Annotated in this window: 26 protein-coding genes and 1 riboswitch; of the genes, 13 read left to right on the top strand and 13 right to left on the bottom strand. The window is 57.2% G+C overall.

Going from position 1 to position 26,895, the window contains the following annotated elements; translation table 11 throughout:
• Positions 1–31: 31 nt before the first annotated feature.
• The 4 genes from qseB (at position 32) to ACMYSN_RS18500 (ending at position 3,067) form a co-directional block, all read left to right on the top strand.
• Positions 32–691 (top strand): quorum sensing response regulator transcription factor QseB, encoded by a 660-nt coding sequence (qseB, locus tag ACMYSN_RS18515; RefSeq protein ID WP_174509491.1) that lies wholly within the window; start codon positions 32–34, stop codon positions 689–691.
• Complete coding sequence (gene qseC / locus ACMYSN_RS18510; RefSeq protein ID WP_462495729.1) at positions 688–2,028, top strand: two-component system sensor histidine kinase QseC; 1,341 nt, start codon at positions 688–690, stop codon at positions 2,026–2,028. Before qseB ends, qseC begins: the two co-directional genes overlap by 4 nt.
• Positions 2,029–2,135: 107 nt before the next feature.
• Positions 2,136–2,717 (top strand): NAD(P)H-dependent oxidoreductase, encoded by a 582-nt coding sequence (locus ACMYSN_RS18505; protein WP_462495728.1) that lies wholly within the window; start codon positions 2,136–2,138, stop codon positions 2,715–2,717.
• A gap of 35 nt (positions 2,718–2,752) precedes the next feature.
• On the top strand, positions 2,753–3,067 hold the full coding sequence (locus ACMYSN_RS18500; protein ID WP_123756446.1) for a putative quinol monooxygenase: 315 nt from the start codon (positions 2,753–2,755) through the stop codon (positions 3,065–3,067).
• A gap of 125 nt (positions 3,068–3,192) precedes the next feature.
• Here ACMYSN_RS18500 and parE read toward each other — a convergent pair whose 3' ends face one another.
• From parE to nudF, 5 genes are read right to left on the bottom strand one after another with little or no spacing between them, the layout of a single operon-like run.
• Positions 3,193–5,088 (bottom strand): DNA topoisomerase IV subunit B, encoded by a 1,896-nt coding sequence (gene parE / locus ACMYSN_RS18495; protein ID WP_123756445.1) that lies wholly within the window; start codon positions 5,086–5,088, stop codon positions 3,193–3,195.
• A gap of 30 nt (positions 5,089–5,118) precedes the next feature.
• Positions 5,119–5,694 (bottom strand): esterase YqiA, encoded by a 576-nt coding sequence (gene yqiA / locus ACMYSN_RS18490; protein ID WP_462495727.1) that lies wholly within the window; start codon positions 5,692–5,694, stop codon positions 5,119–5,121.
• Positions 5,694–6,521, bottom strand: coding sequence for a 3',5'-cyclic-AMP phosphodiesterase (cpdA, locus tag ACMYSN_RS18485; RefSeq protein ID WP_462495726.1), 828 nt, complete (start codon positions 6,519–6,521; stop codon positions 5,694–5,696). The genes yqiA and cpdA overlap by 1 nt, the downstream gene beginning before the upstream one ends.
• Before the next feature lie 24 nt (positions 6,522–6,545).
• Positions 6,546–6,968 carry a DUF1249 family protein gene (locus ACMYSN_RS18480; protein ID WP_123756442.1) on the bottom strand — a complete coding sequence of 141 codons (423 nt, stop codon included), beginning with the start codon at positions 6,966–6,968 and terminating at the stop codon, positions 6,546–6,548.
• The gene (gene nudF, locus ACMYSN_RS18475) at positions 6,965–7,597 is read right to left on the bottom strand and encodes an ADP-ribose diphosphatase (protein ID WP_462495725.1); all 633 of its coding nucleotides are present in this window, start codon (positions 7,595–7,597) and stop codon (positions 6,965–6,967) included. The genes ACMYSN_RS18480 and nudF overlap by 4 nt, the downstream gene beginning before the upstream one ends.
• A 195-nt stretch (positions 7,598–7,792) precedes the next feature.
• On the opposite strand from nudF, the gene tolC reads away from it, so the two are divergent.
• The 3 genes from tolC to ACMYSN_RS18460 all read left to right on the top strand — a co-directional run bounded on the left by tolC (position 7,793) and on the right by ACMYSN_RS18460 (position 11,287).
• Complete coding sequence (gene tolC, locus ACMYSN_RS18470; protein WP_462495724.1) at positions 7,793–9,268, top strand: outer membrane channel protein TolC; 1,476 nt, start codon at positions 7,793–7,795, stop codon at positions 9,266–9,268.
• A gap of 181 nt (positions 9,269–9,449) precedes the next feature.
• Complete coding sequence (locus ACMYSN_RS18465) at positions 9,450–10,121, top strand: DUF1190 family protein (protein WP_123756439.1); 672 nt, start codon at positions 9,450–9,452, stop codon at positions 10,119–10,121.
• A 5-nt stretch (positions 10,122–10,126) separates the two neighbouring features.
• The gene (locus tag ACMYSN_RS18460) at positions 10,127–11,287 is read left to right on the top strand and encodes a glutathionylspermidine synthase family protein (protein ID WP_462495723.1); all 1,161 of its coding nucleotides are present in this window, start codon (positions 10,127–10,129) and stop codon (positions 11,285–11,287) included.
• A 52-nt stretch (positions 11,288–11,339) separates the two neighbouring features.
• Here the strand turns inward: ACMYSN_RS18460 and ygiD are convergent, their stop codons facing one another.
• The gene (gene ygiD / locus ACMYSN_RS18455) at positions 11,340–12,131 is read right to left on the bottom strand and encodes a 4,5-DOPA-extradiol-dioxygenase (RefSeq protein WP_123756437.1); all 792 of its coding nucleotides are present in this window, start codon (positions 12,129–12,131) and stop codon (positions 11,340–11,342) included.
• A 335-nt stretch (positions 12,132–12,466) separates the two neighbouring features.
• On the opposite strand from ygiD, the gene zupT reads away from it, so the two are divergent.
• A complete protein-coding gene (gene zupT / locus ACMYSN_RS18450) occupies positions 12,467–13,237 on the top strand; it encodes a zinc transporter ZupT (protein WP_426617571.1) in 771 nt (256 codons plus the stop codon).
• Between the two features lie 55 nt (positions 13,238–13,292).
• Here zupT and ribB read toward each other — a convergent pair whose 3' ends face one another.
• The gene (ribB, locus tag ACMYSN_RS18445) at positions 13,293–13,946 is read right to left on the bottom strand and encodes a 3,4-dihydroxy-2-butanone-4-phosphate synthase (protein ID WP_154144088.1); all 654 of its coding nucleotides are present in this window, start codon (positions 13,944–13,946) and stop codon (positions 13,293–13,295) included.
• Positions 13,947–14,051: 105 nt separating this feature from the next.
• Positions 14,052–14,202: riboswitch (FMN riboswitch) on the bottom strand.
• 120 nt (positions 14,203–14,322) lie between these two features.
• On the opposite strand from ribB, the gene ubiK reads away from it, so the two are divergent.
• Positions 14,323–14,592, top strand: a complete 270-nt coding sequence (gene ubiK / locus ACMYSN_RS18440; RefSeq protein WP_123756434.1) for a ubiquinone biosynthesis accessory factor UbiK — start codon at positions 14,323–14,325, stop codon at positions 14,590–14,592.
• Between the two features lie 58 nt (positions 14,593–14,650).
• On the opposite strand, the gene glgS is transcribed toward ubiK, so the two are convergent.
• The 4 genes from glgS to ACMYSN_RS18420 all read right to left on the bottom strand — a co-directional run bounded on the left by glgS (position 14,651) and on the right by ACMYSN_RS18420 (position 20,744).
• Positions 14,651–14,854: a cell surface composition regulator GlgS gene (gene glgS, locus ACMYSN_RS18435; RefSeq protein WP_462495722.1), complete on the bottom strand. Its 204-nt coding sequence runs from the start codon at positions 14,852–14,854 to the stop codon at positions 14,651–14,653.
• Positions 14,855–15,094: 240 nt separating this feature from the next.
• Positions 15,095–16,528 carry a bifunctional D-glycero-beta-D-manno-heptose-7-phosphate kinase/D-glycero-beta-D-manno-heptose 1-phosphate adenylyltransferase HldE gene (gene hldE / locus ACMYSN_RS18430; protein ID WP_123756432.1) on the bottom strand — a complete coding sequence of 478 codons (1,434 nt, stop codon included), beginning with the start codon at positions 16,526–16,528 and terminating at the stop codon, positions 15,095–15,097.
• A 58-nt stretch (positions 16,529–16,586) separates the two neighbouring features.
• Entirely contained in the window at positions 16,587–19,424 is a 2,838-nt protein-coding gene (gene glnE / locus ACMYSN_RS18425) for a bifunctional [glutamate--ammonia ligase]-adenylyl-L-tyrosine phosphorylase/[glutamate--ammonia-ligase] adenylyltransferase (protein WP_462498285.1), read from the bottom strand.
• 21 nt (positions 19,425–19,445) lie between these two features.
• Positions 19,446–20,744: a CYTH domain-containing protein gene (locus ACMYSN_RS18420; protein ID WP_462495721.1), complete on the bottom strand. Its 1,299-nt coding sequence runs from the start codon at positions 20,742–20,744 to the stop codon at positions 19,446–19,448.
• Between the two features lie 221 nt (positions 20,745–20,965).
• Here ACMYSN_RS18420 and ACMYSN_RS18415 point away from each other — a divergent pair, with 221 nt between their 5' ends.
• Together ACMYSN_RS18415 and ACMYSN_RS18410 are read left to right on the top strand one after the other, a co-directional pair.
• Entirely contained in the window at positions 20,966–21,586 is a 621-nt protein-coding gene (locus ACMYSN_RS18415; protein ID WP_462495720.1) for an SH3 domain-containing protein, read from the top strand.
• 61 nt (positions 21,587–21,647) lie between these two features.
• Complete coding sequence (locus ACMYSN_RS18410; protein ID WP_462495719.1) at positions 21,648–22,889, top strand: multifunctional CCA addition/repair protein; 1,242 nt, start codon at positions 21,648–21,650, stop codon at positions 22,887–22,889.
• Between the two features lie 27 nt (positions 22,890–22,916).
• Here the strand turns inward: ACMYSN_RS18410 and bacA are convergent, their stop codons facing one another.
• Both bacA and folB read right to left on the bottom strand, forming a co-directional pair.
• A complete protein-coding gene (gene bacA, locus ACMYSN_RS18405; RefSeq protein WP_123756427.1) occupies positions 22,917–23,738 on the bottom strand; it encodes an undecaprenyl-diphosphate phosphatase in 822 nt (273 codons plus the stop codon).
• Between the two features lie 257 nt (positions 23,739–23,995).
• A complete protein-coding gene (folB, locus tag ACMYSN_RS18400) occupies positions 23,996–24,349 on the bottom strand; it encodes a dihydroneopterin aldolase (protein WP_462495718.1) in 354 nt (117 codons plus the stop codon).
• Between the two features lie 230 nt (positions 24,350–24,579).
• On the opposite strand from folB, the gene plsY reads away from it, so the two are divergent.
• Both plsY and ACMYSN_RS18390 read left to right on the top strand, forming a co-directional pair.
• Positions 24,580–25,200 carry a glycerol-3-phosphate 1-O-acyltransferase PlsY gene (gene plsY / locus ACMYSN_RS18395; RefSeq protein ID WP_123756931.1) on the top strand — a complete coding sequence of 207 codons (621 nt, stop codon included), beginning with the start codon at positions 24,580–24,582 and terminating at the stop codon, positions 25,198–25,200.
• A gap of 213 nt (positions 25,201–25,413) precedes the next feature.
• Complete coding sequence (locus tag ACMYSN_RS18390; protein ID WP_462495717.1) at positions 25,414–26,883, top strand: MFS transporter; 1,470 nt, start codon at positions 25,414–25,416, stop codon at positions 26,881–26,883.
• The last annotated feature ends 12 nt before the right edge of the window (positions 26,884–26,895 follow it).

Below are 26,895 nucleotides of genomic sequence, written 5' to 3'. Positions count from 1 at the left end.
TGCAGGAAGGCGATCCCCACAGGAGTGACCAATGCGTATTTTACTGGTGGAAGACGATAAGCTCATCGGCGATGGCATTAAAGCCGGGCTGGCGAAAATGGGCTTTAGCGTCGACTGGTTTACCCGCGGCGAAGCCGGACAAGCCGCGCTCTATACCGCCCCTTACGATGCGGTGATCCTCGACCTGACGCTTCCCGGTATCGACGGGCTGGATATCCTGCGCGCGTGGCGCGATCGGGGTCATCATGAGCCGGTGCTGATCCTCACCGCTCGCGATGCGCTCAATCAGCGGGTAGAAGGGTTGCGCCTCGGCGCCGATGATTATCTGTGTAAACCCTTCGCGCTGATTGAAGTTGCCGCCCGCCTGGAAGCGTTGGTTCGCCGCGCGCACGGCCAGAGCAGCAGCCAACTGCGTCATGGCGAGGTCACGCTGGACCCCAGCGGCCTGACGGTGACGGTGAACGGCGAAAATCTACCGCTAAAACCCAAGGAGTTCGCCTTACTGGAACTACTGATGCGCAATGCCGGACGCGTCCTGCCGCGTAAGCTGATTGAAGAGAAGCTTTATAACTGGGACGACGATGTCTCCAGCAACGCGGTCGAGGTGCACGTGCATCACCTGCGGCGCAAGCTCGGCAGCGAATTTATTCGTACCGTTCACGGTATCGGCTACACGCTTGGTGACGCATGAAACGCCTGAGCCTACGCCTGCGTCTGACGTTACTCTTTTTCCTGCTGACCAGCGCCGCCTGGGGCATCGCCAGCTTTATTGCCTGGCAACAAACCACCGAAAAGCTGGATAAGCTGTTTGATACCCAGCAACTGCTGTTTGCCCGCCGCCTGAGCACCATCAATTTCGACGAACTGCACACCCTGCCTCCGCAGATCAGGGCCAAAAAGAAGGTCAAACACGGGCATCTTGATGACGATGCGCTGGCGTTCGCGATTTTCAGCGCCGACGGCAAGAACATCATGCACGATGGCGAAAACGGCCAGGATATCCCGTGGAGTAACCGCCGGGAGGGGTTCAGCGATGGCCATCTGAATAACGATGACGACGAATGGCGCTTTCTCCAGTTAACCACCCGTGATGGCCGCTACCGCATCGTTGTCGGGCAAGAATGGGACTACCGCCGGGAGATGGCGCTGGATATCGTCACCTCGCAGCTGACGCCGTGGCTGGTGGCGCTGCCGCTGATGTTCCTGCTGCTGATTGTGCTGTTAAGCCGCGAGCTGGCGCCGCTGAAACAGCTGGCCCGCACTCTGCGCCTGCGCGCGCCTGACTCGCCCGACTCGCTGGACGTCGACAAGGTGCACAGTGAAGTCAGGCCGCTTGTCGAGGCGCTGAATCAGCTGTTTACTCGCACCCATGACACCATGATGCGCGAGCGGCGGTTCACCTCCGATGCCGCCCACGAACTGCGTAGCCCGCTGGCGGCGCTGAAGGTTCAGACCGAGGTCGCACAGCTGTCGACGGACGACCCGCAGGGGCGCGACAGGGCACTGGCGCAGCTGCATGAAGGGATTGACCGCGCTACCCGGCTGGTAGACCAGCTCCTGACGCTGTCGCGTCTGGATTCACTGGCCCAGCTTGATGACGTGCAGACCCTTGTCATGGATGATCTGCTGCAATCGTCGGTGATGGAGATGTACCACGCTGCGCAACAGGCCGGGATCGATCTGCGCCTGCATCTGCACGCCAGCCATGTCATGCGCCAGGGCCAGCCGCTGTTGTTGAGCCTGCTGGTGCGTAACCTGCTGGATAATGCGGTGCGCTACAGCCCGCGCGGTAGCCAGGTGGATATCACTCTCGATGCTCGCCAGTTTACCGTCCGTGATAATGGCCCAGGCATTAGCCCCGAGGCGCTGGCGCGTATCGGCGAGCGCTTCTATCGTCCGCCGGGCCAGGATGCCCCCGGCAGCGGGCTGGGGCTCTCCATCGTCCGTCGGATCGCCACGCTGCACCAGATGACGGTGGATTTCAACGCCGTCCGCGAAGGCGGTTTCGAGGCGCTGGTGCGCTGGTAACCGTTATTATTGTGAATTTAGCAAAAGACTTTGCACATTTTGCTCATTTTCCCGCTTCGCCCTCCGGGGTAAAATTGACGACAAAATTGAACATTGAAGGGTAAAAAATGAGCAAAATCCTGATTATCAACGGCGCGAAAAAATTCGGCCACTCCAACGGTCAACTGAATGACACCCTGACCGAGGTCGCGGATGGCTATCTGCGCGACGCCGGGCATGATGTTAAAATCGTTCGTGCCGACAGCGATTACGACGTCAAACAAGAAGTGCAGAATTTCCTGTGGGCCGACGTGGTTATCTGGCAGATGCCGGGCTGGTGGATGGGCGCGCCGTGGACCGTGAAGAAATACATTGATGATGTCTTCACCGAAGGCCACAGCTCGCTGTATGCCAGCGACGGGCGTACCCGCTCCGACGCCAGCAAGAAATATGGCTCCGGCGGTTTAATCCAGGGCAAACAGTACATGCTCTCCCTGACCTGGAACGCACCGATGGAGGCCTTTACCGATAAAGACCAGTTCTTCCACGGCGTCGGCGTTGATGGTGTTTATCTGCCGTTCCATAAAGCCAACCAGTTCCTCGGCATGACCGCCCTGCCGACGTTTATCGCCAACGACGTGATTAAACTGCCTGATGTTCCGCATTACATCGCAGAATATCGCAAGCATCTGGCGCAAATTTTTGGTTAACTAAAGCTCTACCTACAGAAGGAGTTGAGTTAATCATGTTGACAGTGATCGCAGAAATTCGCACCCGCCCAGGCCAGCACCATCGTCAGGCCGTGCTTGAGCAGTTTGCTAAAATTACCCCTGTCGTTTTGCAGGAAGAAGGTTGCCACGGCTATGCGCCGCTGGTAGACCACGCGGCAGGCGTCAGTTTTCAGAGCACCTCCCCGGATTCCATCGTCATGGTTGAGCAGTGGGAAAGCGTTGCCCATCTTGAAGCGCACCTGCAAACGCCGCACATGAAAGCCTACGGTGAAGCGGTGAAAGGCGACGTGCTGGACACCACTATTCGGATCCTGCAGTCCGGTATTTAAGCGCTGGCGAAGCCGGGAAGGTCATCCGGCGACGCGAAGAGAAATACTGAAGAGAAGTGCTGAAGAGAAGTACAACAGCCATGCCTCAGAACTGGCGGCAGCGCCAGTTCTGATAACACCACCGGTCAGGCTTCCAGATCCGCCATATCCCCTTTTTCCTGCAGCCAGTTACGGCGATCTTCCGAACGCTTCTTGGCTAACAGCATATCCATCATCGCCGTCGTCTGCTGCTCATCTTCATCGCTGATAATCAGCTGCACCAGGCGGCGGGTATTCGGATCAAGCGTGGTTTCACGCAGCTGCATCGGGTTCATTTCGCCCAGCCCTTTAAAGCGCTGGACGTTAGGTTTGCCCTTCTTGCGTTTCAGTTGCTCCAGCACTCCGGCTTTTTCTTCCTCGGTCAAGGCGTAGTACACCTCTTTACCGAGGTCGATGCGGTATAACGGCGGCAGCGCGACATGCACGTGGCCGTGTTTTACCAGCGTGCGGAAGTGCTTCACAAACAAGGCGCACAGCAGCGTGGCAATGTGCAGACCATCGGAGTCGGCATCCGCCAGGATGCAGATTTTGCCGTAACGCAGCTGGCTTAAATCGTCGCTATCCGGATCGATACCGATCGCCACCGAAATATCGTGGACTTCCTGCGACGCCAGCACCTCATCGGAAGAGACTTCCCAGGTATTCAGAATTTTGCCTTTCAGCGGCATGATCGCCTGATATTCACGATCGCGCGCCTGCTTGGCTGAACCGCCCGCCGAGTCCCCTTCGACGAGGAACAGCTCGGTGCGATTCAGATCCTGAGCGGTACAGTCCGCCAGCTTGCCCGGCAGCGCAGGGCCGCTGGTCAGCTTTTTACGTACCACTTTTTTGGCCGCGCGCATCCGGCGCTGGGCGCTGGAGATCGCCATTTCGGCCAGCAGCTCCGCCGCCTGAACGTTCTGATTGAGCCACAGGCTGAAGGCATCTTTCACCACGCCGGAGACAAAGGCCGCGCACTGGCGCGAAGAGAGACGCTCTTTGGTTTGACCGGCGAACTGAGGATCCTGCATTTTCACCGACAGCACGTAGGCGCAGCGATCCCAGATATCTTCCGCCGACAGCTTCACGCCGCGCGGCAGGATATTGCGGTATTCACAGAACTCACGCATGGCTTCAAGCAGCCCCTGACGCAGGCCGTTCACATGGGTCCCACCCTGCATGGTTGGGATCAGGTTGACGTAGCTTTCCGTCAGCAGCTCGCCGCCTTCCGGCAGCCACAGCAGCGCCCAGTCAACCGCTTCGGTTTCCCCGGAGAAGTTGCCGACAAACGGTTTTTCCGGCAGCAGCGGCAGGCCGTTCACCGCTTCGCACAGATAGTCCGTCAGGCCGTCCTGGTAACACCAGCGCTGCTCGCTGTTATTGACCTGATCGCGGAACACGATCTCAACGCCCGGGCAAAGTACCGCCTTGGCTTTCAGCACGTGCGTCAAGCGCGTTACGGAGAAACGCGGGCTATCAAAGAAGCTTTCATCAGGCCAGAAATGCACGCTGGTCCCGGTGTTGCGTTTGCCGCAGGTGCCGGTGACGTGGAGATCTTCGACTTTATCGCCGTTCTCGAAGGCGATGCTGTAGACCTGACCATCACGACGCACGTTCACTTCAACGCGTTTCGACAAGGCGTTGACCACCGAAATCCCCACCCCATGCAAACCACCGGAGAACTGGTAGCTCTTATTGGAGAACTTGCCGCCCGCATGCAGCCGACAGAGGATCAGTTCAACGGCCGGAACCCCTTCTTCCGGGTGGATATCAACCGGCATTCCGCGCCCGTCGTCGATTACTTCCAGCGATTGATCGGCATGAAGAATGACCTCCACGCGTTTCGCGTGGCCAGCCAGTGCTTCATCCACACTGTTATCAATAACTTCCTGACCGAGATGGTTAGGACGTGTTGTGTCAGTGTACATCCCCGGACGGCGGCGAACCGGCTCAAGCCCGGTGAGGACCTCAATGGCATCAGCGTTATATGAAGATTGCGTCATGGTGTGTATTCGTAGGTGATCCAAGGCTGCTTAACGCAGACCCAGAAAATCGATAATCTGAGTGAAATGACCTTCAAAGCCGACAAATGCGTGGTTGCCGCCCTCTTCGACCGTCTGCCGGCATAAAGCGTAATAAGCAACGGCCTGGCGGTAATCAAGCACTTCATCGCCCGTTTGCTGCAGCAGCCAGAGTAAATCGGGCGCTTCCAGTGGGTCGATTTGCATGACTTTGAGATCGTAAATATGGCGAGACTCTAGCACATATTGCTGCCCGGTGTACGGATTCTCATTGAGGCCAAGGAAATTGTTCAGCAGTTCAAAAGGGCGTACCGCCGGGTTAACCACCACGGTTGGCAGCATAAAACACTGCGATAGCCAGGTGGCGTAGTAGCCCCCGAGGGAAGAGCCGACAACCCCCAGCGGTTCCCCGCCGTGTTCCAGCACTATCGCCTCAAGTAACTCTGCGGCTTCGGCCGGATAGGCAGGCAGTTCCGGCACCACCATGTTTATTTCAGGAAAGGTCTGCGCCAGCCACTCCTTCAGCACCGTCGCTTTTGCCGACCGCGGTGAACTGTTAAAACCGTGCAGATAAAGGAGCGTAGCCATCAGTATCCTTCTGAAGCAATATCCGGGTGAAACTTCACGCCCTTAAGGCGGCAGACTTCGGTGGTCAAGGTCCCATCGGCATGGAGATCCAGCCAGCGCCAGCCGGGGGATATCGTGTCCAGCGTAAAATTGGCGCAATGGGGCTTGAACTGTACACAGGTTGATGGGGTCGCCATCATCCGCCGTCCGTTCCAGTTGAGATCCAGTTCCTGATGAATATGGCCGCAGAGCAGATGTTTCACCCGTGGAAAAGCGGTCAGTGCGCGGTCCAGCGCGCCGGCGTTGCGCAGGCTGTGTTGATCCAGCCAGCTGCAGCCCGAAGGAAGCGGGTGGTGATGTAACAACAGTAGCGTGTATCGCTCAGGTTCTTCTGACAGGCGCTGCTCCAGCCATTCCAGCTGGAAGTCGCTCAGTTCGCCGTGCGGCACGCCGAAGACCTGGCTATCCAGCAATAATATTTGCCAGTGCTGGCCCAGTAAACCCCGTTTAGCCGGGGAGATGCCTGACTCCTGCAGCGTACTGTACATCGCTGGCTGGAAGTCATGATTGCCCGGTAGCCAGACGCAGGGCACGGCAAAACTCGCGATACCTTCAGCAAAGTGCTGATAGGCCGCGGCTGAATGATCCTGCGCCAAATCGCCTGTTGCCACAATCAGATCGCATTCACGCTGTGAAGCATGGATGGCATCCAGCACGGCCTGGTAGCTTTCCCAGGTATTGATGCCTAACAGCGTTTCATGTTTTTCAGCAAACAGGTGAGTATCAGTAATTTGTAATATCCTGACTCTGGTCTCACCAGCCAGAGGCAGATTTAACAGGCTTTCCAAATGGTGTCCTTAGGTTTCACGACGCTAACAAACCGGAATCGCCATCGCTCCATGTGCTAAACAGTATCTCAGCCAGTCCGCCAGGAACTGATTAATTTGATGCTTTTCGTCGCGTTGATGCAACTTTTTATTAGGATAATCATACTTTGCTTTGAAGCGAAAGATCTGCTGAGTCGAACACACTTCAGCCACCATCGCATCATGATAAAGACGCACCGTCATCGACGGTAAACTCCAGTAGCTTACCGCTGGCGCCGTCTGTTCAATCGTGACTAATGTAGTGTAGCGAGTCGATTCGATGATAGTGAGTCGATACTGCGCATTACCCACCTGATAACCCGCGACATCGCCAGCCGTATCGGTTCGAGGCAACAGGCGGCGCAGCTGAGCAAAATTGGTTTCGCACAGGCGCATCATTTCCGGGAAGTCAGGTGTATAACGCTTCATTTTGTCCACTCGTTACGTAAATGGTGATAATGCAATTGCAGCCATTGCAAGGCGATGACAGAGGCCGCGTTGTCGATTTTCCCCTCTTCTACCCACTGATAAGCCTGCTCCCGGCTTACTACATGCACCCGAATGTCTTCGTTTTCTTCCGCCAGGCCGTGAATCCCTTTCGCTGTCGTCGCATCGACTTCACCGACCAGAATCGACAGTCTTTCGCTGGTGCCGCCGGGGCTGGCCAGATAGCTCAGCACCGGTTTTGTTCGCCCGACTTCCAGCCCGGCTTCTTCTACCGCTTCACGCCGGGCAACATCTTCAGGGGATTCGCCCTCTTCAATCATACCGGCGACCATCTCAAGCAACCACGGGCTTTTGCTGGTATCATACGCCGCGATGCGAATCTGCTCGACCAGCACAACCTCATCACGTATCGGGTCAAAGGGTAGCAAGACTGCGGCATGCCCGCGCTCAAAAATTTCGCGCGTCACCTCTCCGCTCATCTCGCCGTTAAACAGACGGTGGCGAAAACGGTACAAGTCCAGCGAAAAAAAACCACGATAAAGCGTTTCGCGTGCAATAATTTCTACATCGTTTTTAGAGAAGGTATTTCCTTGCTGATTGGGCTTGTTCATTGTCTCTGTCCTGCGAATCCGAAAGGAAGGATTTATAAGCCGTTTGGCTACCGTTTTACAGTCTGTATGTTAGATTGGTGCAAATTACCGCCCGATGGCACGTAACGCCAACTTTTTACCGCGGCAGAGTCGATACAATCAGCAGATAACTTTAAAATTTGGGCTGCACTTTATGCTTCACAACAAGGAATGCAAATGAAGAAACTTCTCCCCATCCTCATCGGCCTTGGCCTGACTGGCTTCAGCGCCATGAGTCAGGCAGAGAACCTGATGCAGGTTTATCAGCAGGCGCGCGTCAGCAACCCTGACCTGCGTAAATCAGCAGCCGATCGTGATGCTGCATTCGAAAAGATCAACGAAGCACGTAGCCCGTTACTGCCTCAGCTCGGTCTGGGTGCTGATTATACCTATACCAATGGCTACCGCGACAGCAACGGCGTGAACTCTAATGTCACCAGTGGTTCGCTGCAGTTAACACAAACGTTGTTTGATATGTCGAAATGGCGCGCCCTGACGCTGCAGGAAAAAGCAGCTGGTATTCAGGATGTGACCTATCAGACCGATCAGCAAACGCTGATCCTGAACACCGCTACGGCCTATTTTAACGTCCTGAGCGCGATTGATACGCTGTCCTACACCGAAGCGCAGAAACAGGCTATCTACCGTCAGTTAGATCAAACCACCCAACGCTTTAACGTGGGCCTGGTAGCGATCACCGACGTGCAGAACGCCCGTTCACAGTACGATTCCGTGCTGGCTAACGAAGTCACCGCACGAAACGACCTCGATAACGCGGTAGAATCGCTGCGTCAGGTTACCGGCAACTACTATCCGGAACTGGCATCGCTGAACGTTGACGGCTTTAAGACCAACAAGCCGCAGACCGTGAACGCGCTGCTGAAGGAAGCGGAAAACCGTAACCTGTCGCTGCTGCAGGCACGTCTGAACCAGGATCTTGCACGCGAACAAATTCGCCAGGCACAAGACGGCCATATGCCGACACTGGATTTGACTGCATCGACCGGAGTGTCCAACACCTCCTACAGCGGTTCCAAAACCCACAACAGTTCCCAGTATGACGACAACGACGCCGGGCAGAACAAAATTGGCCTGAGCTTCTCACTGCCGCTGTACCAGGGCGGAATGGTGAACTCGCAGGTCAAACAGGCGCAGTACAACTTTGTTGGCGCCAGCGAACAGCTGGAAAGCTCGCATCGTAGCGTCGTACAGACCGTTCGTTCTTCCTTTAACAACATCAATGCCTCTATCAGTAGCATCAACGCCTATAAACAGGCGGTGGTCTCTGCCCAGAGCTCCCTTGATGCCATGGAAGCAGGTTATTCGGTCGGTACGCGTACCATCGTCGACGTGCTGGATGCAACCACCACGCTGTATAACGCCAAGCAACAGCTCTCCAGCGCGCGTTATAACTACCTGATTAACCAGCTGAACATTAAATCTGCGCTCGGTACGCTGAACGAGCAGGATCTGGTGGCACTGAACAACACGCTGGGCAAACCGGTAGCTACATCGCCAGACAGCGTGGCGCCGGAATCTCCGCAGCAGGATGCCAACGCAGACGGTTACAGCAGCAATGCGGCGCCGGCGGCAACCCCGGCATCAACCACCCGCACGACAAAAACCAGCGGCACCAATCCTTTCCGTCAGTAATCGCCGCGGTACGATAGCGCTTCGCTTAACGATTTCAGCTAAGCGAAGCGCTAAACGTAAGGCAACGTAAAGATCCCCTGCTTTCCCCTCCTTTCCGCCCCTATTCGCTTCATTTTCCACCACTCATCCTCTATCCTGAGCGTTAACAAAATGCCATACCACTGGGTCCTGGAAGACAATTATGAAACGGACAAAAAATATCAATCATGCCTCGTTCCGTAAAAGCTGGAGCGCACGTCATTTGACGCCAGTCGCCCTTGCCGTTACGGCCGTATTTATGCTTGCCGGTTGTGAAAAAACCGACGAGACGGTTTCTCTCTATCAAAACGCCGATGACTGCTCTACCGCCAACCCGGGCAAGAGCGCTGAATGCACCACCGCGTTCAACAACGCGCAGCAGGAAGCGGTACGTACCGCACCGAAATACGCCACGCGCGAAGATTGCGTCGCGGAATTCGGTGAAGGCCAGTGCCAGCAAACGCCAGCTCAGGCGGGCGTAGCTCCGGAAAATCAGGCCCAGGCGCAAAGCAGCGGCAGCTTCTGGATGCCGTTGATGGCCGGCTATATGATGGGCCGAATGATGGGCGGCGGTATGGGCGCACAGCAGCCGCTGTTTAGCTCGAAAAACCCGGCCAGCCCGGCCTACGGTCAATACACCGATGCCGGTGGTAAGAGCTATGGCGCCGCGCAACCGGGGCGGACAATGAACGTGCCGAAGACGGCAATGGCGCCTAAACCGGCGACCACCAGCACCGTAACGCGCGGTGGGTTTGGTGAGTCGGTGGCAAAACAATCCACCATGCAGCGTAGCGCTGCGGGCACTACCTCGACTAAACGCTCAATGGGCGGCTAAATACCATGGAAAGAATCAGCATCACGGAGCGCCCGGACTGGCGTGAAAAGGCGACGGAATATGGCTTTAACTTTCATACCATGTATGGCGAGCCCTACTGGAGCGAAGAAGCCTATTACAAACTGACGCTGGCCCAGGTTGAAACGCTCGAAGACGTCACCGCCGAGCTGCATCAAATGTGCCTGCAGGCAGTGGAAAAAGTCATCGCCAGCGATGAGCTGATGGCCAAATTCCGTATCCCCAAACATACCTGGGGCTTCGTGCGCCAGTCGTGGAAAACCAACCAGCCGTCGCTGTACTCGCGTCTCGATCTGGCGTGGGACGGTGTCGGTGCGCCGAAGCTGCTGGAGAACAACGCCGATACTCCGACTTCGCTGTATGAAGCCGCGTTCTTTCAGTGGATCTGGCTGGAAGATCAGATCAACGCCGGGCAGCTGCCGGAAGGCAGCGACCAGTTCAACAGCCTGCAGGAAAAGCTGATTGAGCGCTTCGGCCAGCTGCGCGAGCAGTTTGGCTTCCAGCTGCTGCATATGGCCTGCTGCCGCGATACCGAAGAAGATCGCGGCACCGTCCAGTATCTGCAGGACTGCGCGGCGGAAGCCGGCGTCGCCACCGAGTTTCTGTATATCGAAGATATCGGCCTCGGCGAAAAGGGTCAGTTCACCGACCTGCAGGATCAGGTGATTGGCAATCTGTTCAAGCTCTACCCGTGGGAATACATGCTGCGCGAGATGTTCTCCACCAAGCTGGAAGATGCTGGCGTACGCTGGCTGGAACCGGCCTGGAAGAGCATCATCTCTAACAAAGCGCTGCTCCCGCTGCTGTGGGAAATGTTCCCTGACCACCCGAACCTGCTGGCGGCTTACTTCAGCGAAGATGCGCACCCGGAGATGGAGAAGTACGTCATCAAACCGATCTTCTCCCGCGAAGGTGCCAACGTGTCGATCGTCGAGAACGGCAAAGTGCTGGAGGCCGTAGAAGGCCCGTACGGTGAAGAAGGTACGATCGTGCAGGAGTTCTATCCGCTGCCGAAGTTTGGCGACAGCTATACGCTGATCGGCAGCTGGCTGATCAACGACCAGCCCGCCGGGATCGGCGTGCGAGAGGATCGGGCGCTGATCACTCAGGATCTGTCCCGCTTCTACCCGCATATTTTCGTCGAATAAACCTCACCCCGGTAGCGCAGATGGCTACCGGGGTGATTTATTGCCGCCGCCGTTACGCCCCAATCAGCACAGACAGCATACTCAGCGATCCCATCTCAATACCGTCTACCGGAATAGAAATCGGCTCTTCGCCGTCCCAGGTGCCCAGCACATAGAGCAGCGGCAGGAAGTGTTCCGCCGTTGGGTTTGAGAGCGAGCCACCTTCATGCGCCAGGTAGTTCACCAGCGGATGTTCGGCCACCGGTCCTTTCCAGCTGAGGTTGGTTTTCACGTAATCGTTAAATGATTCTGCCCACGGGTATGGCGTGTTCTCGCCGTGCCAGCGTGCGGTTCTCAGGTTATGGACCACGTTACCGCTCGCTACCAGCATGATGCCTTCATCACGCAGCGCCGTCAGCTTACGCCCCATCTCCAGATGCCAGGCCGCCGGTTTGGTGCTGTCGATACTCAGCTGCACCATCGGGATATCCGCATCAGGGTACATTTTAATCAGAACGCCCCATGAGCCGTGATCGAAGCCCCAGGCCTCTTTATCCAGCGTGACGGGAACCGGCGCCAGCAGCTCAACCAGGCGCTGCGCCAGCGCCGGGGAACCGGGAGCCGGGTAATGCGTATCGTACAGCGCCTGCGGGAAGCCGCCAAAATCGTGGATCGTTTTCGGCGTTTCCATGGCCGTCACCCCGGTGCCGCGCGTAAACCAGTGCGCAGAAACCACAACGATCGCTTTTGGACGCGGCAATGTGTCGCCCAGTTGGCGCCAGGTACGGGTATAAATATTGTCTTCCAGCACGTTCATCGGGCTGCCGTGGCCTAAAAACAACGCTGGCATTCGGGTACGGGACATGGTGATATCCTTAATAACTAGAGAGGAATTGCGATGCCTTCACATTACGCGTTTTTGCGTCAGGAATAACTCAGATAAGCATGATGATGATCGTCAGAAAATTTGAATGTATACCCGTCATACTTCGAGTTGCAGGACAAGAGGCGAAGCCGAATTGAACAGCGCTTGCGCTGGCCCCGAAGGGGCGAGGCCCAGGGATGGGCCGAGTATTGCCAACGCTCATGCAACTTGAAGTATGACGGGTATAATTCGCTGTAAAGGGGCATTTCACCCTCTCGCCGTACTCTGACAATCTTGATATTATTAATGATAATCATTATCAAAGGAGGGGAATGATGTCGTCACCCTTAATATTGACGCTACTGGCCGGGAGCGCGACGTTTATCGGTGCTATTTTTGGCGTCCTGGGTCAGAAACCGTCTAATCGCCTGCTGGGATTCTCCCTCGGGTTTGCCGCCGGGATCATGTTGCTGATCTCACTGATGGAGATGCTACCCGCGGCGCTGAACGCCGAAGGGATGTCGCCGCTGCTCGGCTACGGTATGTTTGTCATCGGCCTGCTGGGCTACTTTGCACTCGACCATCTGCTACCGCACGCCCATCCGCAGGACCTGATGTCACCCGGTATCGCACGCCCGCGTAATCTACGCCGTACCGCGATTTTGTTGACCCTCGGTATCAGCCTGCATAACTTCCCGGAAGGGATTGCCACCTTTGTGACCGCCAGCAATAACCTCGAGCTGGGTATGGGCATCGCGCTGGCCGTCGCGTTACATAATATTCCTGAGGGGCTGGCGGTTGCCGGCCCGGTGTATGCCGCAACCGGCTCGCGTTCTAAAGCCGTGCTGTGGGCCGGGCTGTCCGGACTGGCGGAAATCCTCGGCGGTGTGCTGGCGTGGCTGATCCTTGGCAGTCTGGTGTCGCCGGTCATTATGGGCGCCATTATGGCCGCCGTTGCCGGCATTATGGTGGCGCTCTCGGTCGATGAGCTGATGCCGCTGGCAAAAGAGATAGATCCTCAGAGCAACCCCAGCTATGGCGTGCTGTGCGGGATGTCGGTGATGGGATTAAGTCTGGTTGCCCTGCAGGCTATGGGAATCGGCTGACCTGAAAACAACAAAGCCCACGCAAGCGTGGGCTTTGAGATGACGTCCGTCGTTATCAGCTGGCTTTACGCTCATGCTCACGGCGGTAGGCCACCAGGTCTTCGATGGTGACAACGGCCATATTTTGCTTCTGAGCAAAGGCGATGCACTCTGGCGCTCGCGCCATGGAGCCGTCGTCGTTTGTCAGTTCGCACAGGACACCCGCTGGCTTGAAGCCCGCCAGGGTCACCAGATCGATGGTCGCTTCAGTATGACCGCCACGGGTCAATACGCCGCCCGGCTGCGCGCGCAGCGGGAAAACGTGGCCCGGACGATTCAGGTCGGAAGGTTTTGCGCCGTCGGCAATGGCCGCACGCACGGTGGTCACACGGTCAGCGGCGGACACGCCGGTGGTGACGCCTTCAGCGGCTTCAATGGTCACGGTAAAGCCGGTGCCATAAGCGCTGGTGTTGTTTTCCACCATCATCGGCAGGTCAAGCTGCTTACGGCGTTCGTCGGTCAGGCACAGGCAGACAATGCCGCTGCCGTGACGAATGGTCAGCGCCATCTGCTCAACGGTCATGGTTTCGGCGGCGAAAATCATGTCGCCTTCGTTTTCACGGTCTTCATCATCAAGCACCATCACACCGCGGCCTTCGCGCAGTGCATTTAAAGCGTGTTCCACACGTTCAAAAGCGGTACCAAAAGAGGAAAGGAGCGTCTGATTCATGGTAAATAAACCTCATTAAAATTATGGTTACCAGAATCAGGGCAGTCTTAGGAGTGCCGGTTAAGCGGCAAAAGTCAACGCAAGCGGATCGCAATCCGACTGAGCCGTTACTCTCTCCCATCCGGACTCTAACCGTCGGCCCCGGAATTACACCGGATCTGCTGACCTTTCTGCTTTCGCAGAAAGCGCTCGCGGGCTTTCAACGCATGGTTGATTTACCGCCGGTGGGGAATTTCGCCCCGCCCTGAGAATAAGCGAAGTAACTATAACGCTATTGATTATCATCGGCAACGTATAAGCTTCAAACATTTCTGGTTTATAGCGCCCGCCGTTCGCACTACAATAAGCGACAAATCGACCAGAGCAGGAAACCACCATGATTGACCCGAAAAAAATTGAACAAATCGCCCGCCAGGTCCATGAGTCAATGCCGAAAGGCCTGCGCGATCTTGGGGATGATGTGGAGAAGAAAATCCGCCAGGTCCTCCAGTCGCAGCTGACCCGTCTGGATCTGGTTGGCCGCGAAGAGTTTGATGTACAGACTCAGGTGCTGCTGCGCACCCGAGAGAAACTGGCTTTACTGGAACAGCGTATCAGCGATCTGGAAAGCCGCTCGGCGGCCCCGGACGTCGAAGAGAAGCCGTAAAAAATAACGGGCCCGCTGCGGCCCGTTATTGCTTCAGAGCTTACCCTGAGCCAGACTCTTAGTGTTCAAGTTCCGACGCTACCTCTTCATCGACCTGACGGCAGTAGAGTTCATACCGTTGACAAAACCATTCACGATGTTCCTCATCCATATTGCCGACAATGGCCTGGAGATCAACGCTATGGCCTTGTGCGCGCATTCTGGCAAAACTCAGCGCCAGAAAGTCAAAGTTCTTCATTGAATACAGTTCGTGATGATTCATCCGCATACTCCTTCAACCGTGAGTGTTCTGTTAGGTCATATGCTGTTTACTGACTTCAGTATTTATACTTACGCTACCGCTTTCTGTACGAAAAATGCGCCTGAATAGCTTATTTATTGCGCTGAATCATTTCTCTCATGATTAAATAAAAAAAAGCCCACGATCTCGCGATCGCAGGCCTTTTCAACGGGCTTATTCCTTACGCCGCCGGCCGTTTTATCGGCACTTCGGCGTCAGTCATTACTTCCCGCTATCTTTCTGAATCTTCCTGATGATATTGGTGGTTGAGCAGCCATCTTCAAAGTTGAGCACCAGCACCTCGCCGCCGTTGGCCCAGACTTCCTCGCTGCCGGCAATCTCATCCGGCTTATAATCACCGCCTTTCACCAGCAGATCCGGCAGGATCCCGGCGATCAGGCGCTGCGGGGTATCCTCTTCAAACGAGACCACCCAGTCGACGGCTTCCAGCGCGCCCAGCACGATCATGCGCTGCTCCAGCGGGTTAACCGGTCGGGTCTCGCCCTTCAGACGTTTGGTCGATGCATCGCTGTTAACCGCCACAATCAGGCGATCGCCCAGCTTGCGCGCATTGGCCAGATACGACACGTGACCGGCATGCAGAATGTCAAATACGCCGTTGGTCATGACCACTTTCTCACCGCGCTTACGTGCCGCCGCTACCGCCTGCTTCAGCTCGTCTTCGTTCATCACCCCGAATCCGGTCTCGGCACGCCCGCGGACCGCGTTTTCCAGCTCGATAGGCGATACGGTAGAGGTCCCCAGTTTGCCGACCACCACGCCCGCCGCAGCGTTGGCGAAGTAGCAGGCCTCTTCCAGGGTGTTGCCGGAGGCAAGCGTCGCCGCCAGCACGCCGATCACCGTATCACCGGCACCGGTCACGTCATACACTTCCTGCGCCTGAGTCGGCATATGCAGCGGCGGACGGCCCGGCTGCAGCAGCGTCATCCCCTGCTCAGAGCGGGTCACCAGCAACGCGGACAGCTCGAAATCAGCAATGATTTTCAGGCCACGTTCGACAATCTCCGCTTCGTCTTTGCATTTGCCCGCCACCGCTTCAAATTCAGAGAGGTTCGGCGTCAGCAGCGTGGCGCCGCGATAACGTTCAAAATCGGTGCCTTTCGGATCAATCAGCACCGGCACGCCGGCATCGCGTGCCAGCTTAATCATGGTCTGAACGCTGGTCAGCGCGCCTTTGGCATAATCAGACAGCACCAGCGCCCCGATGGTCCCCAACGCCTGCTGAATACGCTCATGCATCGGCTGCGGGTCAACGCCAGAGAACCCTTCTTCGAAATCAAGGCGGATCAGCTGCTGGTTACGCGACAGCACGCGCAGCTTGGTGATGGTCGGGTGCGTCGGCACGGAGACGAAATCACACTTCACATTGACGTCAGCCAGCGCTTTGCTCAACGCCCGCGCAGCATCATCAATGCCGGTGAGCCCGACCAGACGAGAAGTCGCGCCGAGGGAGGCGATATTCATTGCCACGTTTGCTGCGCCGCCAGGACGTTCCTCAATATTTTCCACTTTAACCACCGGTACCGGGGCTTCAGGGGAAATACGGCTGGTGGGACCATACCAGTAGCGGTCCAGCATCACATCGCCAACCACCAACACTCCTGCACGTTCAAACTCCGGCAGCGTTACTTTCATGACTCTCTCCTGCGAGATGCAAACTTTGCGCGCGATAATAGCACACCCGGTTTTTTAGTTAATCCATCAACCATTTCTGCCAACTGGCGCTCACCTGCTCGCGCTCGTGGGTAAAGGCATCAGGGGCGACATTACCCGGCAGTTCCTGCAAGGCCAGATGATGCAGCGCATCACGCAGCGTGGTGTAGGCGTGGGTCAACGCCCGCGCTTCGCCTTCATCCATAATGTCGTTTTGTGCCAGCAGTTCCAGAATGCGCACGTTATCCGACCAGCGCGTCAGCTTTGGTTTTTCATGCGCATAGCGTAGGACCAGATACTGGGTGATAAATTCAATGTCGGTAATGCCTCCGGCATCGGCTTTAATATCAAAGCGGTCGCGCTGCTTATTCCCGAGGTGGGCGCGCATCTTCTCGCGCATTTCCCGCACTTCGATCTGCAGCGTCGTCCCGTCACGCAGCGTGCTGAGGATATCGCGACGGATGGTATCAAACCGCTCCTGCAACGCCGGGGCGCCATAGACCACGCGAGCGCGCACCAGCGCCTGATGCTCCCAGGTCCAGGCCTCATTTTTCTGATAGTCGGCAAAAGAATCGGCGGTGGTGACCAGCATGCCCGCCGCGCCGGAAGGGCGTAAGCGAGCGTCCACTTCGTAGAGAATGCCCGACGATGTGCGGGTGCTGAACAGGTGCATGATGCGCTGGGCCAGGCGCAGATAGAACTGGCGGCCATCGATTTCGCGCTCGCCATCGGTCATCACTTCAACCGGGCAGTCATGGAGGAACACCAGATCGAGGTCAGAACTGTAACCCAGCTCCCAGCCACCTAGTTTGCCGTAGCCGACAACCGCAAAACCGCGTCCCTGGCGGTCATGCAGATGGGTTGGCTGACCATAACGCGCCACCATCTGCATCCAGGCCTGCTGTACCACCGCGTCAATCATCGCTTCAGCCAGCCAGGTTAAGTGATCGCTCACTTTCATCACCGGCAGCGTTCCGGCGATATCGGCAGCGGCAATATGCAGCAATTGCGCCTGTTTAAACTGGCGCAGCGCTTCCAGCTGTTGCTCTTCATCCTCTTCCGGCACGCGCAGCAGATACTGGCGCAGCTCATCGCGGTAGGCATCGGTAGCCGTCGGTTGATAAAGGGTGTGAGGATCCAGCAGCTCATCCAGCAGCAGCGGATGGCGCGCCAACTGGCTGGCCACCATCGGCGAAGCGGCACAGAGGCTGATTAAGTGTTTCAGCGCACCGGGGAATTCACTGAGCAGCTCAAGGTAGGTGGTACGGGTGACGATGCCGGTCAACAGCGGGGTAATGCGTGCCAGCGGTACCGGCGCATCGGCGCGGGAACACACTTCGCTGAGCAGATGCGGCATCAGCTGATCCAGCACCTGACGCCCGCGCGGGCCGATGGTGCGCTTATCCAGCTCTTTGCGGAAATCGGCAATCAGCGCCAGCACGCTGCGGCGATCGCTATCCTCAAGATGGGCCAGCGCCGGGCTGGTGTCATCTTCTTCCAGCGCGTCCTGCCACAGCTCGCGCCAGTACTCTTCCAGTTGCTCATCCGGTGACTGGGCTTCGTCATCGCCAATCAGCTCGTTAAACACCTGGCGCACGTTGGCCATTTTTTCCGCCAGTCGCGTACTGAGCGTCTCCCAGTCATCAGCCTGCATCCCCCACGCCAGACGGGCGCGGTTGAGATCGTCCTGTGGCAGCGTTTGCGTCTGCTCGTCATTGATACTTTGCAGCAGGTTTTCCAGACGCCGCAGGAACAGATAGGCTTCGCGCAGCCGGGTGGCGTCGCCTTCCGGCAGTAAATGCAACGCTTCGATGGCGGCCAGCGTCGGAAGCAAGGCCCGGAGCTGCAGCGCCGGTTCGCGCCCGCCGCGGATCAGCTGGAAGACCTGGACGATAAATTCGATTTCGCGGATGCCTCCAGCGCCGAGCTTTATATTGTCCTTCAGCCCACGACGGCGGACTTCACGGGCAATCATCCCTTTCATATTGCGCAGCGACTGAATCACGCTGAAGTCGATATAGCGACGGAAGACAAACGGCCGCAGCATGGCGCGCAGCTCGTTGGCGTAAGTCCCTTCGTTATCGCCCATGATCCGCGCTTTGACCATCGCATAGCGCTCCCAGTCGCGCCCCTGCTCCTGATAATAATCTTCCAGCGCGGCAAAGCTCAGCACCAGCGGCCCGCTGTCGCCAAAGGGACGCAGGCGCATATCGACACGGTAGACAAAGCCATCCTGCGTCGGCTGGTCGAGCACTTTAATCAGGCGCTGTCCCAGGCGGGTAAAGAACTGGGCATTATCCAGCTCCCGACGACCGCCGAGGGTGGCGCCATGCTCCGGCCAGGCAAAAATCAGGTCGATATCCGACGAGAAGTTAAGCTCGCCGCCGCCCAGTTTTCCCATCCCGAGAATCAGCAGCGGCTGAGGCTTCCCTTGGGCATTCGACGGCGTCCCCCACTCTTTACAGCAGGCGCTATACAGCCAGTCGCGGGCGGCAACGATTAACGTCTCGGCCAGCGCGCTTAGCTGCTGCAAACTGCTTTCTTCGCTGACCAGCAGCAGCGCCTGGGCCCAGGCGATACGCACCATAATACGGCGGCGGAACAGGCGCAGCTCGCGCATCAACGCCGCTTCGTCGTTGGCCTCAGCCAGCGCCGCCTGTAGCCACTCGGCATAGTGTCGCCACTCTTCCGCGCTGGGCGGGGCGCTTTCCAGCTCCGCCAGCCACTGCGGCTGGGCCACCAGGCTTTGCTCGACGAAATCGCTGAACGCCATCACCGACTGCGCCTGTGGGCTTAATGTCGATACTGGAAAATCCGCTGGCAGGCGGTCCACAACCGTCTGCCAGTGCTGCTGTAACTGCGAAGAAAGCGGCATTATAGGGGTCTCCCTGGCCTGAAATTATCGTTTGCCACTATGCAACCAGAATGGCTCTGCGGCCAGCGCCTGGCGGCGGAAATAATCGATGACGCTGCGATCCCGGTGTTCTATGGCACGACGCACTTCCAGCCAGTTCTCCAGCCAGGCGGTAGCAGCGTCGGCATAGGCGCCGGCCAGCAGTTGAATGCTGTCGATGTCGCGGGTGAGACGCGGCAACTGGCCTTCATAGTCGTCGCCCAGGGTTTGCTGGAACGCATTTTTTAATTCGGCAGCGGCGCGCGATAGCTGGATATCGGCAAAACGTTTAAACGAACCGGCGATTTTCTTCTGCGCGCCCTCATTTAACGATTCACGCCAGCCGCGGTTCACCAGCCATTCGGTCAACGTGAGTTTGGCGCTGACCGTGGCAATGCTAAACACCGCCGATGGGTCTTTTCCGGCCTCCACCAGCGCCGTTTCTGCCACGTTGAGCGCTTCGCGCAGCGAGGCGGTAGCCTTACGCGGCACAATACCGCCAAACAGCACCAGCGCGTGACGAACTCGCGCGATGGCCCGCAGAATTTCCGTTTTAGCCGCCGGATTGCCGCGGCTCCAGACCTCATCATGATAGAGCCAGTGCGCCAGCGCGTTTTCCAGCGCCGCTTCCAGCCCCTGCTCAACGCTGGCTTTTGCCGCGACCTGCACAACCCCGAACGCGGTGACCGGGCGCTCAGCGTTGCCCTGGGCCAGATGGTAGCCGCGGGCGGCTTTGCTCAGGCTCCCCTGGCGCAGTACGCCGGTTTCCAGCAGGCGACGGGCCAGCGTCAGTACATCCTCCGTCTTGCCGGAGAGCAGTTCCAGCTCCAGTTCGCCGATCGTTTCCTGATGGTCAGCAGTCTTCACTTCCCCGCGATCGAGGGCGATTTCAATCTGGCTTTCGCCTTCGCTGACCACCCATTTTTCACGCTCAAAATCGGTGCTGAACAGCGGCTGCACGCCCTGTACAAGCTCAGCAGGCAGCTCCCCCTGCGGCCAGACTTCGGCAGGAAGGCGCTCCAGCGCCAGCTCTGGGCCGTCCAGCGGGATATTGTATTCTGGACGCTGATGCAATCCGCCCACCACCCGGCCGGCAATTTTCAGGGTCATTTCGTAACGACCGCCGTCGCCGCGAACCCGCAACCCCATATCATGACGACGCAGCCAGTTATCCGCGGTTTCATAATAAATATTGAGCAACTGGCCCGCAGGCGTATGTTGGGCATTGAGCGTGTTAAGGTGCTGACGCAGTGCTTCTACGCCATTGTCGGAGACGATAAATTTTAATTCGATTTCTTGAGTCATGACTGAATTCTTCCGCTTCTGTGCTCTGCCGGGAAAATACGGCGAACTAATGCCGATATTTTTTGTCAGTAGATAGTATTTTGCGGCGATTCGCCATGCAATGCACATTGCGCATTTTGCCGGGCCACCCTTTGGATGTTTCCGATTGTGGCAGAAAACTTTGCGTCGCTATGGCGATGCCACTACTATCGTTCACCTTTTTATGACTTAACGATGACCTGATGCCAAAATTACGCCTTATTACTTTTGTTGTGCTGGCGCTTAGCGCCGCGACGGCGGTTCATGCAGAAGAAAAACGCTATGTTTCTGATGAACTGAACACCTGGGTTCGTACGGGTCCTGGCGATAATTATCGTCTTCAGGGCACCATCAACGCTGGGGAAGAAGTCTCTCTGCTGCAAACCAATGACAGCACCAATTATGCACAGATCCGCGACGGCAATGGCCGTACCGCCTGGATTCCGCTGAAAGAGCTGAGCACCGAGCCCAGCCTGCGTACCCGCGTGCCGGATCTGGAAAATCAGGTGAAAACCCTGACCGACAAGCTGAATAACATCGATACCACCTGGAACCAGCGCACTGCCGACATGCAGAAAAAAGTCGCGGGCAGCGATAACGCCATCAACGCGCTGAAAGACGAGAACCAAAAGCTGAAAAATGAGCTGGTTGTCGCCCAGAAGAAGGTCAATGCCGCCAATCTCCAGCTGGATGACAAACAGCGCACCATTATTATGCAGTGGTTTATGTACGGCGGTGGTGTGCTGGGTATTGGCCTGCTGCTCGGCCTCGTGCTGCCTCATCTGGTTCCGAGCCGTAAACGTAAAGACCGGTGGATGAACTAATTCGTCTTCTCTGCCAGACTTACGTATCATCTTGCACAAAGCAGATACGGGAGAGCAGGGCGTGAAGATTTATTTGGTCGGTGGTGCGGTTCGGGATGCGTTATTAGGGCTACCGGTCAAAGATAAAGATTGGGTTGTCGTGGGTGCGACGCCTGAGCAACTGCTTGACGCGGGCTACCAGCAGGTAGGCCGCGATTTTCCCGTGTTTCTGCATCCGCAAAGCCGGGAAGAGTACGCGCTGGCGCGTACCGAGCGGAAATCCGGCTCGGGCTACACCGGCTTCACCTGCTATGCCGCCCCGGATGTCACTCTCGAGCAAGATCTGCTGCGCCGTGATCTGACGGTCAATGCGCTGGCCCAGGACGCCGACGGCCAGATTATCGACCCCTACGGCGGTCAGTCCGACCTGCACTTGCGCCTGCTGCGCCACGTATCCCCGGCATTCAGTGAAGATCCGCTACGCGTTTTGCGCGTTGCGCGCTTTGCGGCGCGTTATGCCCACCTTGGTTTTCGCATTGCCGATGAGACCCTGGCGCTGATGCGCGACATGGCCGACGCTGGCGAACTGGCCCACCTGACGCCCGAGCGGGTGTGGAAAGAGACAGAAAACGCCCTCAGCACTCGCAATCCGCAGGTGTTCTTCCAGACCTTACGCGATTGCCATGCGCTCGGCGTGCTGTTCCCGGAGATCGACGCGCTGTACGGCGTACCCGCCCCGGCGAAATGGCACCCGGAAATCGACACCGGTCTGCATACCCTGATGACCCTGACGATGGCGGCAATGCTGTCGCCGGATGTTGACGTGCGTTTTGCGACCCTGTGCCACGACCTTGGCAAAGGGCTGACGCCGAAGGCGCTGTGGCCACGCCACCACGGCCACGGTCCGGCGGGCGTTAAGCTGGTGGAGCAACTCTGCGCCCGTCTGCGTGTGCCAAACGATATTCGCGATCTGGCGAAGCTGGTTGCCGAGTTCCACGACCTGATCCACACCCTGCCGATCCTGCAGCCCAAAACGCTGATTAAGCTGTTCGACAATATCGACGCCTGGCGTAAGCCGCAGCGCGTCAGGCAAATTGCGCTAACCAGCGAGGCCGATGTCCGCGGACGCACCGGGTTTGAAGCCTGCGATTACCCGCAGGGGCGTTTGCTGCTTGAAGCCTGGGATGTCGCCCAATCGGTATCGACCAAAGAGGTGGTCGCGCTGGGGCTTAAAGGGCCGGAGATTCGTGAAGAACTGACGCGACGCCGGATTCTGGCCGTCGCGCAGTGGAAGGAACAACGCTGCCCTCAGCCGCAAGACTGAGGGCCAGGTTTACCCTGTGCTTAGTGCTTAGAAGAACACCACGTAGACCACTGCCGCGACGATAAAGCGGTAGATGGCGAACGGGATAAACGAGATACGTTTAATCAGCTGCAGGAAGGTTTTAATTGCGATCAGCGCCACGATGAACGCCATGATAAACCCAACGGCAAACATCGGAATGTCGCTCACGCTGAGGAAACCGATGCTCTTATACAGATCCAGCACGGTGGCGCCCATCATCATCGGCACGGCCAGCAGGAAAGAGAACTCTGACGCCGCATAACGGCTAACGCCCATCAGCATCCCACCGGAAATGGTCGCCCCTGAACGGGAGAAGCCCGGCCACAGCGCCAGACACTGGAAACAGCCAATCGCAAACGCCTGACGATAGGTCATATCATCGATGCCCACGGCGCGCGGTTGCTTCGGTTTAAACACCTCTGCGGCGATCAGCAGTACGCCACCCACCACCAGCGCATACATCACGTTGATTGGGTTAAACAGCGATTTGATCATATCGTGGAAGACCAGCCCCAGCACCACCGCCGGAATCATCCCCAACAGAATATGAATCAGCGATAAGCGCCCGCTTCCCTGCCCTTCATGCACCGGCGGTTTGCCGAAGTGAATACCGATCAAACCAAACAGGCGACGCCAGAACATCACGACGACCGCCAGGATAGACCCTAACTGAATGACCACCTCAAAAGTATTCGCGGTATCACCTTCAAAACCCAGAAGATGGCCGACGATAATCATATGCCCGGTACTGGAAACCGGTAAAAACTCCGTTAACCCTTCAACCACACCCAATATTGCCGCCACCAGCAGCGAGTGTATATCGCTCATCCCATAAACCCTTTAACAGTAAAATGAAAAAACCAGATACGCTGAACCCTTCCATCAGGTGATATTGATGCGGCCAGTTTGGACACGGACGGCGCGGGAAATCGGAGCGTACACGGAGTCCGCTCAAATTTCGAGTCTTCTCCTGTCGTCCATCACAATAACGTATCCCGATAACCGCCAGCTATGACCGGTATAAACACCCTTTGTTTAATCAATATGACCTGAAAAGTTTTATTTCAGATTAAGGCCATGCCCGATTATGCCCGACTGCGCTCGATAATCACCCCGACATTGGCTGCCCGGGCCACCGCACCTGGCTTGCTGACTTTGATCCGCACCCATGGCGACGGGAAATTTTCCAGCAGCAGATCGGCAATCTCTTCCGCCACCCGTTCGACCAGCGCAAAGCGTCCTCCCTCAACGTGCCCCACCACCAGCTCGCTGATGTCGGCGTAGCTCAGGCAGTCGCTGACATCGTCGCTGCTCGCCGCTTTACGGTTGTCCCAGGCCATTTCGATATCGAACACCAGTTTCTGTTCAATGGTCTGTTCCCAGTCATAAACCCCGATAGTGGTGATTACCGAAAGTTGCTCTATAAATACAATATCCATCACGACCTGCCTGCTTTTTGGCTAAACCGGATACCACTTCCGGCGAATTATGCGTATTATCCACAGATGCAAAGACATCCCCAAAATAATTCGCATTGCAGGAACACCGCGGCGGTACACGCGGTCTGGCTCGACGTTTCAGGCGGCCTCTGTCTGAACGAGAACCACCGGTGCGCCGGCGACGCGAAGGGTAAAGGGGACAAAATGACATTTTCAAAATGGAACAGCTGATGAGTGCAATCGCGCCTGGACTGGTTATCCTTGCCTACCTCTGCGGCTCAATTTCCAGCGCCATTCTGGTGTGTCGTCTCGCTGGCCTGCCCGACCCTCGCGATAGCGGCTCAGGCAATCCTGGGGCGACTAACGTACTACGAATTGGCGGCAAAGGAGCAGCCGTAACGGTTCTGATTTTTGACGTGCTCAAAGGCATGCTTCCCGTCTGGGGTGCCTGGGCGCTCGGCCTGACGCCGTTCTGGCTGGGCCTGGTCGCGATTGCGGCCTGCGTGGGCCATATCTGGCCGGTGTTCTTTCATTTTCGCGGCGGTAAAGGTGTCGCCACCGCGTTTGGTGCAATTGCCCCTATCGGCTGGGATCTGACCGGCGTGATGGCCGGCACCTGGCTGCTGACCATCCTGCTGAGCGGCTACTCGTCGCTTGGGGCTATCGTCAGCGCGCTGATTGCCCCCTTCTATGTCTGGTGGTTCAAACCGCAGTATACCTTTCCGGTATCAATGCTCTCGTGCCTGATTCTGCTGCGCCACCACGATAACATTCAGCGCTTATGGCGCCGCCAGGAAAGCAAAATCTGGGGCCGCCTGAAGAAGAACAAAAAAAAGCCAGAGCAGAAATAATCTCGCCCCCGGTAACCGTTGCCGGGTGGCGTTAGCCCCGACAATCTCACAGAATTGCCCTGTTTTACCGCCAATCATCCTGATTCGTCACCTCGCCGAAGATAATCCTTTCACAACAATCAGTTAGTTATGTCTTATAACCAAATGTGATTTATTCCCGCCTGTAGCGCTGTTTACTCTGATCCTCCTGAACAGACATCACAGAACACCATCATGACAGACGTAATTAATGCCGCTCCGGTCACCGCGACCGGCTCGCCTGGCGGGGAAGTCCAATGGATACGCGGCGCCGCCGATGTATCTCGATTAATTAATGAAGGCAGCAGCGGGCGCAACAATGCGCGTATTGTCATCGGCATCGCCCTCGGCGGAATTTTCCTTGATGCTTACGATCTTGGCTCCCTCGCCTTCGGCCTGAAAGATATTACTCGCGAGTTCAACCTGACCCCGGCGGGCACCGGGATGGTGGCATCCGCCATCACCTTCGGGGCTATCGTTGGCGCGTTGATCGGGGGTTACCTGACCGATAAAATCGGCCGCTATCGGGTCTTTATGGCCGATATGCTGTTCTTTGTGGTGGCCGCTATCGCCTGTGCGCTGGCGCCCAATGAGTATGTCCTGACCGCCGCCCGCTTTGTGATGGGGCTTGGGGTCGGGATCGACCTGCCGGTGGCGATGGCCTTCCTCAGCGAGTTCGCGAAGCTCAAAGGGCCGGGCAACAAAGCCTCCAGCGTCGCCATGTGGTGCCCGACCTGGTATGCCGCCATCAGCATCTCGTATCTGCTGGTGCTCTTTTTCTACGCCGTGCTGCCGGACAGCCACAGCGACTGGCTATGGCGCATCATTCTCGGCTTCGGCGCCGTCCCCGCGCTGGTGATCATCGCGATTCGTAGCCGCTACATGAGCGAGTCCCCGGTATGGGCCGCCAATCAGGGCAACCTGCGCGAAGCGGCCTCCATTTTGCGCCAGGCCTATAACATCAACGCCCACGTGGCCCAGGAGGCGCTGGATAACCCTGCGCCGGTGGTGAAAAAGGCGCAGTGGAGTAACTATTTACGTCTGTTCCAGGGCGTCTATCTGCGGCGTACTACCCTGGCAACGCTGCTGTCGGTGGTCTCTTCCTTTGCCTATAACGCCGTGGCTTTCGGCTTGCCGGTCATTATCTCCAGCTTCTTTGTCCAGTCGATGCTGACCACTATTCTGATCTCGCTGGCGCTGAATCTGCTGTTTGCGTTCGTCGGGGGCCTGCTGGCCGTGCGGCTGGTCCCGCGCTTAGGTGCGTGGAAGATGTCGCTGGCCGGTTACAGCTGCCAGCTGACGGCGCTGCTCGGCCTGGCGCTGGTTGGCCGCCCGGAAGGTGTCGGTGAAGGGATCGCGGCGGTCGCCATGCTGGCCCTGTTCCTTTTTGGTCAGGGTTTTGGCCCCGGCGCGCACACCATGACCTTTGCATCTCTGAGCTACCCGACCTCGCTGCGCGGCGTTGGGGTTGGCCTCAACCAGACCCTGATGCGCAGCAGCTCCACCCTGTCGCTGTTCCTGTTCCCGCTGCTGGTTGCGGCGCTGGATACCCGGGTATTCTGGGTTATCGCCGCCGCGCCGCTGATTGGCCTGCTGTCGCTGCTCGCCATTCGCTGGGAGCCTTCGGGCTACGACATTGACGCCGAGGATTACCAGGCGCCATAACCAGCCCCTGAA

Origin of the sequence: Klebsiella sp. R445 (assembly GCF_051131755.1) — a bacterium.
Lineage (GTDB): Bacteria > Pseudomonadota > Gammaproteobacteria > Enterobacterales > Enterobacteriaceae > Klebsiella > Klebsiella lignicola.
Note: the sequence above shows the minus strand (reverse complement) of the source record. Positions and strands in the feature narration are given on the sequence as shown.

Coding starts and splice junctions, on each gene's coding strand:
- qseB (WP_174509491.1), top strand. CDS start 32: ATGCGTATTTTACTGGTGGAAGACGATAAGCTCATCGGCGATGGCATT.
- qseC (WP_462495729.1), top strand. CDS start 688: ATGAAACGCCTGAGCCTACGCCTGCGTCTGACGTTACTCTTTTTCCTG.
- ACMYSN_RS18505 (WP_462495728.1), top strand. CDS start 2,136: ATGAGCAAAATCCTGATTATCAACGGCGCGAAAAAATTCGGCCACTCC.
- ACMYSN_RS18500 (WP_123756446.1), top strand. CDS start 2,753: ATGTTGACAGTGATCGCAGAAATTCGCACCCGCCCAGGCCAGCACCAT.
- parE (WP_123756445.1), bottom strand. CDS start 5,088: ATGACGCAATCTTCATATAACGCTGATGCCATTGAGGTCCTCACCGGG.
- yqiA (WP_462495727.1), bottom strand. CDS start 5,694: ATGGCTACGCTCCTTTATCTGCACGGTTTTAACAGTTCACCGCGGTCG.
- ACMYSN_RS18480 (WP_123756442.1), bottom strand. CDS start 6,968: ATGAAGCGTTATACACCTGACTTCCCGGAAATGATGCGCCTGTGCGAA.
- nudF (WP_462495725.1), bottom strand. CDS start 7,597: ATGAACAAGCCCAATCAGCAAGGAAATACCTTCTCTAAAAACGATGTA.
- tolC (WP_462495724.1), top strand. CDS start 7,793: ATGAAGAAACTTCTCCCCATCCTCATCGGCCTTGGCCTGACTGGCTTC.
- ACMYSN_RS18465 (WP_123756439.1), top strand. CDS start 9,450: ATGAAACGGACAAAAAATATCAATCATGCCTCGTTCCGTAAAAGCTGG.
- ACMYSN_RS18460 (WP_462495723.1), top strand. CDS start 10,127: ATGGAAAGAATCAGCATCACGGAGCGCCCGGACTGGCGTGAAAAGGCG.
- ygiD (WP_123756437.1), bottom strand. CDS start 12,131: ATGTCCCGTACCCGAATGCCAGCGTTGTTTTTAGGCCACGGCAGCCCG.
- zupT (WP_426617571.1), top strand. CDS start 12,467: ATGTCGTCACCCTTAATATTGACGCTACTGGCCGGGAGCGCGACGTTT.
- ribB (WP_154144088.1), bottom strand. CDS start 13,946: ATGAATCAGACGCTCCTTTCCTCTTTTGGTACCGCTTTTGAACGTGTG.
- ubiK (WP_123756434.1), top strand. CDS start 14,323: ATGATTGACCCGAAAAAAATTGAACAAATCGCCCGCCAGGTCCATGAG.
- glgS (WP_462495722.1), bottom strand. CDS start 14,854: ATGAATCATCACGAACTGTATTCAATGAAGAACTTTGACTTTCTGGCG.
- hldE (WP_123756432.1), bottom strand. CDS start 16,528: ATGAAAGTAACGCTGCCGGAGTTTGAACGTGCAGGAGTGTTGGTGGTT.
- ACMYSN_RS18420 (WP_462495721.1), bottom strand. CDS start 20,744: ATGACTCAAGAAATCGAATTAAAATTTATCGTCTCCGACAATGGCGTA.
- ACMYSN_RS18415 (WP_462495720.1), top strand. CDS start 20,966: ATGCCAAAATTACGCCTTATTACTTTTGTTGTGCTGGCGCTTAGCGCC.
- bacA (WP_123756427.1), bottom strand. CDS start 23,738: ATGAGCGATATACACTCGCTGCTGGTGGCGGCAATATTGGGTGTGGTT.
- folB (WP_462495718.1), bottom strand. CDS start 24,349: ATGGATATTGTATTTATAGAGCAACTTTCGGTAATCACCACTATCGGG.
- plsY (WP_123756931.1), top strand. CDS start 24,580: ATGAGTGCAATCGCGCCTGGACTGGTTATCCTTGCCTACCTCTGCGGC.
- ACMYSN_RS18390 (WP_462495717.1), top strand. CDS start 25,414: ATGACAGACGTAATTAATGCCGCTCCGGTCACCGCGACCGGCTCGCCT.